Source organism: Burkholderia sp. NFPP32, from assembly GCF_900119325.1.
GTDB classification, from domain to species: domain Bacteria; phylum Pseudomonadota; class Gammaproteobacteria; order Burkholderiales; family Burkholderiaceae; genus Burkholderia; species Burkholderia pyrrocinia_C.
In genome coordinates, this window is the sequence record NZ_FPJP01000053.1 from 1 (window position 1) to 8,435 (window position 8,435).

The following is an 8,435-nucleotide window of genomic DNA, read 5'->3' on the forward strand; positions in this document are numbered from 1 at the left end:
CGAACCGGCGGGCCCGATCCGGGTGCTCGTGGTCGACGATCATGCGTTGAATCGCGCGCTGATCATCGATCAGCTCGAGGCGCTTGGCTACGCGGCCGACGCGGTGGACGACGGCGTGAACGCGCTGCGGCAGCTTCGCGAGCGTCGCTACGATGTGGTGATGACCGATCTTCGGATGCCGGGAATGGACGGTCACACGCTGGCCGCGCGCATTCGCGACGAACACGCCGAGCTGCCGATCCTCGCGGTCACGGCGGGCATGGCGGTGGACGATCCGCACCGGTGCCGGCAATCCGGGATTGCCGACGTGTTCGTGAAGCCGATGTCGCTTGCCGTGATCGACCAGGCGATTCGCCGGCACGTGGCCCGCGCGGGCGACGCGCCGGCCCGGGCCGGCATGCGGGCCGATGCCGGCTCGATGGTCACCCTGGAGCCGCTGGATGCGGATCACCACGGCATCCTCCTGCGCAGCTCGGTCGCGTCGCTGGAAACGATTCGCGCGACGGTGGCGGGCGGCGATGTCGCGGTGGCATTGGCTTGCCTTCATTCGCTGAAGGGTGCATTCGCGATGATTGACGAGGCCGAGGTGATGGCGGCCTGCGCGCGTCTCGAGGAGCGGAGCGCGCGGGGTGATGTGGCCGAGATCGATCGAGCGCTCGACGAGCTGGCTGCGCTGATCGATGCCGCGTTGAGTCGGCGCGTGCCGCGTTGAGCGTGATCCTGGCTGATCGGAGATGCGCGCGGGGCGTCGCCGCAGAATAGATGCAAGCTGGCGTCATGGTCGAGTGCCATCGCGGCTGACGATCACGCGCAGTAGCGACGTCGGTTGCGATTCGGATTTTACTCGCGGGCGGGGTGACAAGAGGGAGCATTCCGCAGCCCAATTTCGCCTGGTTCTGGATGCGTAAATTACGTATAATACGTATTCGTGATTTCCGGAGGCTGACATGCCGACCATCACTGCTACCGAACTGGCCCGCCACACGCGCCAGATCCTCGACCAGGTCGCCCAACGTGGCGAAACGATCGTTGTCGAACGCAACCAGACCGTGATCGCGCGACTGGTGCCGGCCGAACCCGTCATGAGCGCTGCGCAAGCCATCGAGGGCCTGCCGATGAGCCTGGGCGCGGAAGACGCGGCCCGCTGGCTGAACGACAGCCGCGCCGGTTTCGAAGACGGAGTGCATGATCCGTGGGCTTGATCATCGATAGCTGCGTGTGGGTCGGGCTCGCTGGCGGTACGGTCGAGTCGCGCGCTGTGATCGACACCGCTGGCGATGCGCCGGTGTTCATTTCCACTATCTCGCTCGGAGAGCTGGCGTTCGGCGTGCAGGCCTGTGCCGACGCGGCAGAGCGCGCCCGCTGGGCCGCGCACCTACGGCAGCTCGAGCGTCGGCCGGTGCTCGACGTCACGCGTCACACGTCGGCGGCGTTTGGCGTGCTCGCGGCCGCGGTCAAGCAGGCCGGTCGCTCGCCGCGCCCACGCTACAACGATCTGTGGATCGCGGCGCAGGCGATCGAGCACGGTTACGCGCTGATGACGCTGAATGTGGCGGATTTCGCGGACCTGCCGGGGCTGACCGTGCGGATTCCGACACCCCGCGGCAAGAACTGACGAATCCAGTTGAGAGACTCTATGTCTACGTTGACCTACGCCCACCGGGTCGGTCGATGGTTCAATCGCATGCCGGTTTTGAGCACGAACAGGATGCGGTTCAGTGCCGTTCGATCCTAAACCGTCAAGCAGAGGTTTTGATATATCGTTTGCAGAAGAAGAGGTAATTCTCATCTTCGTCGACGATTTCGAAGCCGTGTCGCCGATAGAATCTGGATGCTCGTTCATTCAGCCGGAAGGTCTGCAGACGCACGTCGAGGCGGCTGTCAGATGCAACGTCGCATACTTGCTGCAGAACCTGCATGCCGATGCCTTTGCACTGAAATGCCGGATCAATGAGCAGTAGTGCAATTTCGATCGCTTTGTCGCCATGTGGTTGTGTGACCAATACCCCGCATGGATCGTCCGATTCGACTACTATCGCTATGCAGCGATCAATCGGGTAACTCAGGCGAAACGCCGCGCGTCTGAAGGTGTCGTCCCACCCCAGAGTCTGACGAAAGTACCCGCTAAGCAGACCCCTGTATAGACCGAAGAAGTAATCAAGATGTTCAGTGCAGGCCGGGATGGTCCGCGCGTGAACAATCAACGGGTTGGGCGTGTCGTGAACGATTGAACGGTTCATAGTGTTTTTCTCCTTTTCTGGATTTACATAACCCCGTCTGGATGCTCTTTGGAAGTCGATCCTTGCTTCCTAAATCCAATAAGGCCTCGCAAAAGGGGATGCGGCAGCTGGGTGGTCTGGCATGAAAGCGAGGGCGCCTGACGCATGAAGCACAGCAGTGCATCAGATGGAAGAAACAGAAATGAAAGACGAGCTGGACGCTCCGCCTCGGCGACAAGCGAGAGCAGTTGGTCGACGCCAGTCGCGGCACGTTCAAATTCGAAGCAGGACCACAGACGACGATCCGTTTTGCGGCAAGTGCAAGAGTGGAGTTGCATATCAGGACACGATTACGTTTGAAGCTGGAATCGGCGAAGCCGGACGTGCTTCACCGGTGCGGAAGGACGATCCGACGAACATGGGGATTCCGACGTGTGCTCCAGTGCATCTTGAACGCGCCAAAACGGCGTCGCTGCGCGCTTTCACGTGTAATTTGGCGGATGGCCCGGAGATGATCGGATCAGAGTTCGACGAGCCGGGGTGGCCGTTTCAGGCGCCCGTACCGGTCTCCGACCGCGGGCAGAAGCGGTCCGGCAGGAAGGGGAAGTGAGGAAGTGAGTATGGGAATATATGGTGCGGTAGGGGCGGGTGCCGCTGCAACACAACAGCTCGTGTCACAACATCCGCATGAGCAGTGATCGCTCCTGGCGGGCCCAATGGAGTGGGTGGGCGAAGCTACAACAGCTAACGCGGAATTGGACGATACCTCGACGAGGCGGGGAGCGCCTGGTTCACCTGATGCGGCGGCAGGAGGACACTGGGTGAACCAGCTTCCAAGCGCAACGAGCAGCGAAAAGATGGCGGCCAGTGTGAGTTGCATCGCGCAAAAAATGAATGCCCCGGATCAGCAGACTATCTCTCGGTTCAGGTATCAAATGTTCGGTAGCGCGCTTTTGACCAGTGGCGGAATTCTGTGACCGTCAGGCAGTGAGTCTCGCGACGATATGATCGGAATTCAGCTCAGCCCATCGGCTCGTAGCTCGGGGGAATAGCGTGCGCGCTATGCGACCGGCGCTCGTTGTAGAACTGTCGCCCGCGTTCGATGAGTACTTTGGCCTCGGCACGGCTGCGGAACCAGTCGTGGTTCAGTCGTTCGTCGAGCAGCTTGCCGTTGAAGCGTTCCACGAACTCGTTTCTCGATGGACTAGCAGGCGCGACTACGGCTGGGTCGACTGCAGCATCTCGCGCGCGTCAGCCACGTCCAATCCGGTTACCAGCACGCCGTTTCTAGCCTATTTTTTTTGAATGGAACGTTGGGATGCGATGGCGGCTCCAACCTTGAGCGTGTCCGTCGTGGATGCTCCGGAGCCGGCCAGGGAGGTCAGCGATACGGGATGAGTGAACTCCGTTTTGGGTCCAGAAGTGACAGCGTGTACGTTCTCTCTCTGCCCGGACAAGCAAATGTCCTGGAGCAGCGCAAAACATGCGGTCGTTACGTCCTGGCGGGCTCGCCTGTTCAGGACTTCGTGATCTACGTTGTGCAGAACGAGTGCATTCAGTCGCGACAAGTGCTTGAGACTGCGGTGACCGATGCCGAAGTGCATGTAGAACTCGTCCAGCGCATGATCCCGTGGGCTGAACAGTAGCTGGACACGAACGCCTGCCGCGTCGAGTCGTCGAAAGAGCCGATGCACCTGATAACTTGATGTGGTCGTAAACAGCATGTCGTTGGACCACAACGAAAGGAGACTCTGTACTCGTGCAGCGGCGTGACGCCACAAGGTACGAGCAACAGGTCCGAGACGTACTTCCCCGCGCATCACCTGGAACCACTTTTCAGCGCAAACCATCGAGCGCAGATTTGCGCGAGGCGACCCTCGCGGACGTCGTGCGGCCTGCTGGATCGTGCAGCCTTCCGGCAGATAAAAACTGGCGGGATTGACGAGAATCATCCCGCGAAGGGCAGGATTATCGTGCGCCGCGCGCAGCGCCGCATACGCGCCGGCGCAAATGCCGAAGATAACGACGTGTCGATAGCCGCGCGCTGCCAGCCAGTCCACCCAAAGCGATAAATCCGACGAGATCGAATCGAACGTGATTTGGCCGGGGACACGGACCTGCGCCGCACCCTCGCTGTCGCCCATGCCATCCGCGTCGACGCGAAGCGATGCATAGCCGTGAAACGCCATCTCTCGTGCGAGTTCTACGCCGAAGCGGCCGTCGCCGACATGATGGGTTGCTGCCGTATTCGCAATCAGCATCGCGGGCGCTGCCGGTTCACATTGCTGCACCGGTTCGCACAAGATGCCCGAGAGTCGGCCATCGTCAGCCGTTACCGGATGTTCGGTGGCACCTGGCACTGAAATTCCGGGGTGAGCGTGAGACGGGAGGGGGCTGCACGACGATTCTGTACTGATCCCACTTAGCACGGACAGCCAGTCTGCTGCGGCATTCAGCATGCTAACGGGCGATTCGCTCAACCAGGGCGGGCATAGCGTTTGGGCGTAGTCAGGGAATTCGATTGATTCCACCCGTACGCCTTGCGCTTCAAAATGTGTAGCGAGCGCGTCGCTGCCGTCACGCTGGCGGTTGTGCGCGATCAGCACACGGCTTGCAGACGATCGTGGCACCGTGCAAAGGTCGAGCTTGCCAAGGGCCTCGAGCCCCTGGGTGCTGAAAAGATGTCCGAAGATCTCGCTGGCGCCATACGGCGTGTGGGTATTGCTGTCCCCAATGCCGGTCTGGCGGCTCCACGTCTGATGCAAGATGCTCAATTCACGCAAAAAAAGACGCGCTGACACGACTGGCGCAAACATGACGATCGATTCAACTTCAATTTGCCTCGCCGCCAATGCGGCGATTGTTGCACCGAAACGGAATCCCGCAAGCGAGACGCGTTTGACCGACGTCGTGCGTTTCAGCCACGTGACCGCCTCTGCGACCTCTGCAACCCAATCCAATGGACGTACCCAGTCTCCGGTGTCGGTCGAGTCGCCCGTTCCCAAATAGTCGAAACGCAGAACGGAAATTCCCCGCAAAGCCAGGTAGTCAGAAAACTGACGCATTGCCTGATGCAACCACATAGCCTCGTGCCCTAGAGGATTACACAGCACGACGCCACATTCGCCGTGGGCAACATGCAACCATCCGGCATGTCCGCTGAAAACGACAGGTTCCATATTTTTCACGATCTGTTATTGATGGGTATCTCTGGTCATTTCAGGATTCCGTGAGAATTGCTTGACGGTGTCTCCCCGCAATTGAACGCGCCCGTCACACGCATGCTGAATGCATCGTCGTCCCTTCGACATTGTGGCTGCCTTACCCGCCACGCCATTCCTCATGTAGATTCAGCATGCAATGTCGATGCTCTTGCCTTCGGTGCGCTCTCACACTTTTGATGTGGCTGGCCGAAATGCACCCGGGGCGATTGCATTGCGAGCGGATGGTGGCTGCGTCCGGATGTTGCTGGACACGCGAATGTATGCGAAACCTCCCCGGCGAACGCATCTTTTGTCGCTCACTCTTGTCTCTGTTCGAAACCGAACAGAGCGCAGGTGTCCAACCACTTACGTTGACGCTGCCTGCTCGCGCAATCCTGGAACAATCGTTTTAAACATGGTCCGTCACTCTGAAAAGCACTACGACCAATCAGCAAATCGCCCTACGTGTACGTCTCAGAGAATTCGCTGCGGACGTTGTCAGCGGGATTGCGCGAATCCACCCGTGAGAATGGAGCCAATCGATGAGCACCACCCTTGCATTTCAATCCGCGCAACACGCGAACGCGGCCGACGGTGTTTGTTTGCCCATTCAACCCGTTATCCTGGCAGGCGGGTCAGGAACCAGGCTGTGGCCGCTCTCGCGCGAACAGTATCCGAAGCAGTTGCTCAGATTGCTGGGTGAAGAATCATTGCTCATGGCAACCGCGAGGCGCCTGGACGGTCTGTATGAGACATGGCCGGTGTCTGACGAAGTGCTTCTCGTGTGTGGAGAGAACCACCAGTACATCAGCGCTGAGCAACTACGCTCGTGCAGCAAGCCGGCGCGCATCATACTCGAGCCCTACGCACGTAACACCGCGCCGGCGCTTACCTCCGCAGCGCTCGTCTGTGCATCTGACGAGAATGACGCGATTCTGGTCGTGATGCCTGCCGATCACGCGGTACCGGATATCGATTCGTTTCATGCCGCGGTATTGCGTGCCACTCGCTATGCTGCCGACGGTGCGATGGTGACAATCGGTGTTGTACCTCATCGCGTCGAATCAGGTTACGGTTATATTCGCGTCGGCATGCCTATCGGGCAGCACGGCGGCTTCGCCATTGATCGGTTCATCGAAAAGCCTCATCGCGAACTGGCGGAACAGTACGTACATTCCGGCGAGTACTGGTGGAACAGCGGCGTCTTCGTGGTGCGCGCGTCGGTCTGGCTTTCGGCGATAGGTACCGTACGTCCGGACATCCTTGCTGCTTGCAGTGAGGCTCATCGAAACAGTACTACTGACGACGGGTTCATTCGTCTGGGAAAGCAGGATTTCAAGAACTGTCCTGACGACTCGATCGACTATTCCGTTATGGAGCGGCTGGTCGAATGCGGCAACATTGCAGGCGTGGTCGTTCCGATGGACGCGCCATGGTCTGATGTCGGTTCGTGGGACGCAATCTGGGAAATCCTGCCTAAGGATCCTGCTGGCAATGTCGGTCAGGGACGGATCATGTTCGAGGACACCACCGATACCTTCGCGCACTCGCAGGGGCGCTTGATCGCGTGTGTCGGGCTGCGCGACGTCGTGGTTGTCGAAACCGCCGATGCGATACTGGTCGCTGACAGGAAAAATGCTCAGCAAATCAAGACGGTTGTATCGCGCATTCGAGCGGAACATGGACCAGAAGCTGATAACCACCGAAAAGTGCATCGTCCATGGGGGCACTACGATTCGATCGACGCCGGTGAGCGCTTTCAGGTAAAGCGCATTGTCGTGAACCCCGGCGAAACTCTGTCACTGCAGATGCATCACCATCGAGCCGAACATTGGGTCGTCGTAAGAGGAACCGCCCAGGTGACGCGTGGCGAGGATACCTTTCTGCTCTCGGAGAACCAGTCGACGTTTATTCCGCTCGGAATAGTGCATCGACTCGGGAATCCAGGCAAAACGCCGCTTGAAATTATCGAGGTTCAGTCAGGCACCTATCTCGGTGAGGACGACATCGTGAGGTTCGAAGACAGCTACGGAAGGCTTGCGTAGCGTAAAACCTTCCGCAAGTTCCTCGACGTATCCCCCGCTTGTTTGTACGGTCCTCAAACGACGTCTGTCAGACGTACGGTGGGAGAGCCCGCGATCTGTGTCAGTGCCGCAGGTCACCGGAGATCGGCATTGTCTCGGGCGCAGTGTTTCGTAACCGCTGAGATGGTGTCCGGGAATGGTTATCCGCTGCACCCGACGCGGAACGGGCGAATCGAGACTTTTCGTGGGGATTATGCCGACTCCTCGGTTATGCCGCGTCATGAATCCACGCATACAACGTTGGGCAGATCTCTGTTCCCGGTCGCTCGGATTGTCGGCATTATCAGAGTGTAGTGGTCAACCAACCCCGGACACTGCGTTAAGTTTTTCTTCCGCAACGGCCGGCGCCAGTCCGTCATTGAACTGATGCGGCCGTTTCCAGTTGTACCGGTGCATCAGGTAGTGGCTGATATCCCGGTGTGTTTCCTGCGCCGACATGTAACCTGCTGACGGCAGCCATTCTGTCTTGACGCTGCGGAACAGCCTCTCCATCGGTGAATTGTCCAAACAGTTTCCGCGACGGCTCATGCTCTGCTGTATCCGATAGCGCCACAGGCGCTGACGGAATTTCCGACTCGCATACTGGGCGGATTCAACCGGGAGCTAAAGTCGAATCTGGTGTACGGGGGAGTTGAGGCGGGAAGTTGAAGGCGGTGGAGGTTTCAGCTGAGAATCTGATTGTCGAAGTCGGAATCCAGCAAACATCAAACCATCCACCATGAGCAAGGATACGGAAAAAGCAGTCGTCGGTCTATCGGGGGTCGGGCTTGGCTTGGACGAATTGGTTCGTCACGGGGCGCGGCAAGTGATTCAACAAGCGATCGAAGCGGAGTTGTCAGAGTTGATGGAGCGGTTCGCGAACGTCAAGACTTTGCAAGGGCAACGCGCCGTCGTGCGCAACGGCTACTTGCCAGAGCGCGAGGTGTTGA

At 59.1% G+C, this 8,435-nt stretch carries 6 protein-coding genes and 3 pseudogenes; 5 read left to right on the forward strand and 4 right to left on the reverse strand.

Annotated elements, in window-relative coordinates:
* Positions 1 to 28: 28 nt before the first annotated feature.
* The 3 genes from BT264_RS36665 (at position 29) to BT264_RS36675 (ending at position 1,615) form a co-directional block, all read left to right on the forward strand.
* Positions 29 to 712 (forward strand): response regulator, encoded by a 684-nt coding sequence (locus BT264_RS36665; RefSeq protein ID WP_177319003.1) that lies wholly within the window; start codon positions 29 to 31, stop codon positions 710 to 712.
* 235 nt (positions 713 to 947) lie between these two features.
* Complete coding sequence (locus BT264_RS36670; protein ID WP_072445432.1) at positions 948 to 1,202, forward strand: type II toxin-antitoxin system Phd/YefM family antitoxin; 255 nt, start codon at positions 948 to 950, stop codon at positions 1,200 to 1,202.
* Positions 1,193 to 1,615: a type II toxin-antitoxin system VapC family toxin gene (locus BT264_RS36675; RefSeq protein WP_072445431.1), complete on the forward strand. Its 423-nt coding sequence runs from the start codon at positions 1,193 to 1,195 to the stop codon at positions 1,613 to 1,615. The genes BT264_RS36670 and BT264_RS36675 overlap by 10 nt, the downstream gene beginning before the upstream one ends.
* Positions 1,616 to 1,739: 124 nt before the next feature.
* Here BT264_RS36675 and BT264_RS36680 read toward each other — a convergent pair whose 3' ends face one another.
* From BT264_RS36680 to BT264_RS36690, 3 genes and pseudogenes are all read right to left on the reverse strand, one after another.
* Complete coding sequence (locus BT264_RS36680) at positions 1,740 to 2,240, reverse strand: GNAT family N-acetyltransferase (RefSeq protein ID WP_072445430.1); 501 nt, start codon at positions 2,238 to 2,240, stop codon at positions 1,740 to 1,742.
* 959 nt (positions 2,241 to 3,199) lie between these two features.
* Positions 3,200 to 3,464, reverse strand: a pseudogene (locus BT264_RS37715) (integrase core domain-containing protein); the annotation flags it as partial.
* A gap of 47 nt (positions 3,465 to 3,511) precedes the next feature.
* Positions 3,512 to 5,398 carry a serine aminopeptidase domain-containing protein gene (locus tag BT264_RS36690; protein WP_072445429.1) on the reverse strand — a complete coding sequence of 629 codons (1,887 nt, stop codon included), beginning with the start codon at positions 5,396 to 5,398 and terminating at the stop codon, positions 3,512 to 3,514.
* 566 nt (positions 5,399 to 5,964) lie between these two features.
* Between BT264_RS36690 and BT264_RS36695 the strand changes: the two genes are divergently transcribed.
* Positions 5,965 to 7,467 carry a mannose-1-phosphate guanylyltransferase/mannose-6-phosphate isomerase gene (locus BT264_RS36695; RefSeq protein ID WP_072445428.1) on the forward strand — a complete coding sequence of 501 codons (1,503 nt, stop codon included), beginning with the start codon at positions 5,965 to 5,967 and terminating at the stop codon, positions 7,465 to 7,467.
* A gap of 336 nt (positions 7,468 to 7,803) precedes the next feature.
* On the opposite strand, the pseudogene BT264_RS36700 reads toward BT264_RS36695, so the two are convergent.
* Positions 7,804 to 8,100 (reverse strand): annotated as a pseudogene (locus BT264_RS36700) (integrase core domain-containing protein); the annotation flags it as partial.
* A gap of 124 nt (positions 8,101 to 8,224) precedes the next feature.
* Between BT264_RS36700 and BT264_RS36705 the strand changes: the two are divergent.
* Positions 8,225 to 8,435, forward strand: a pseudogene (locus BT264_RS36705) (IS256 family transposase); the annotation flags it as partial.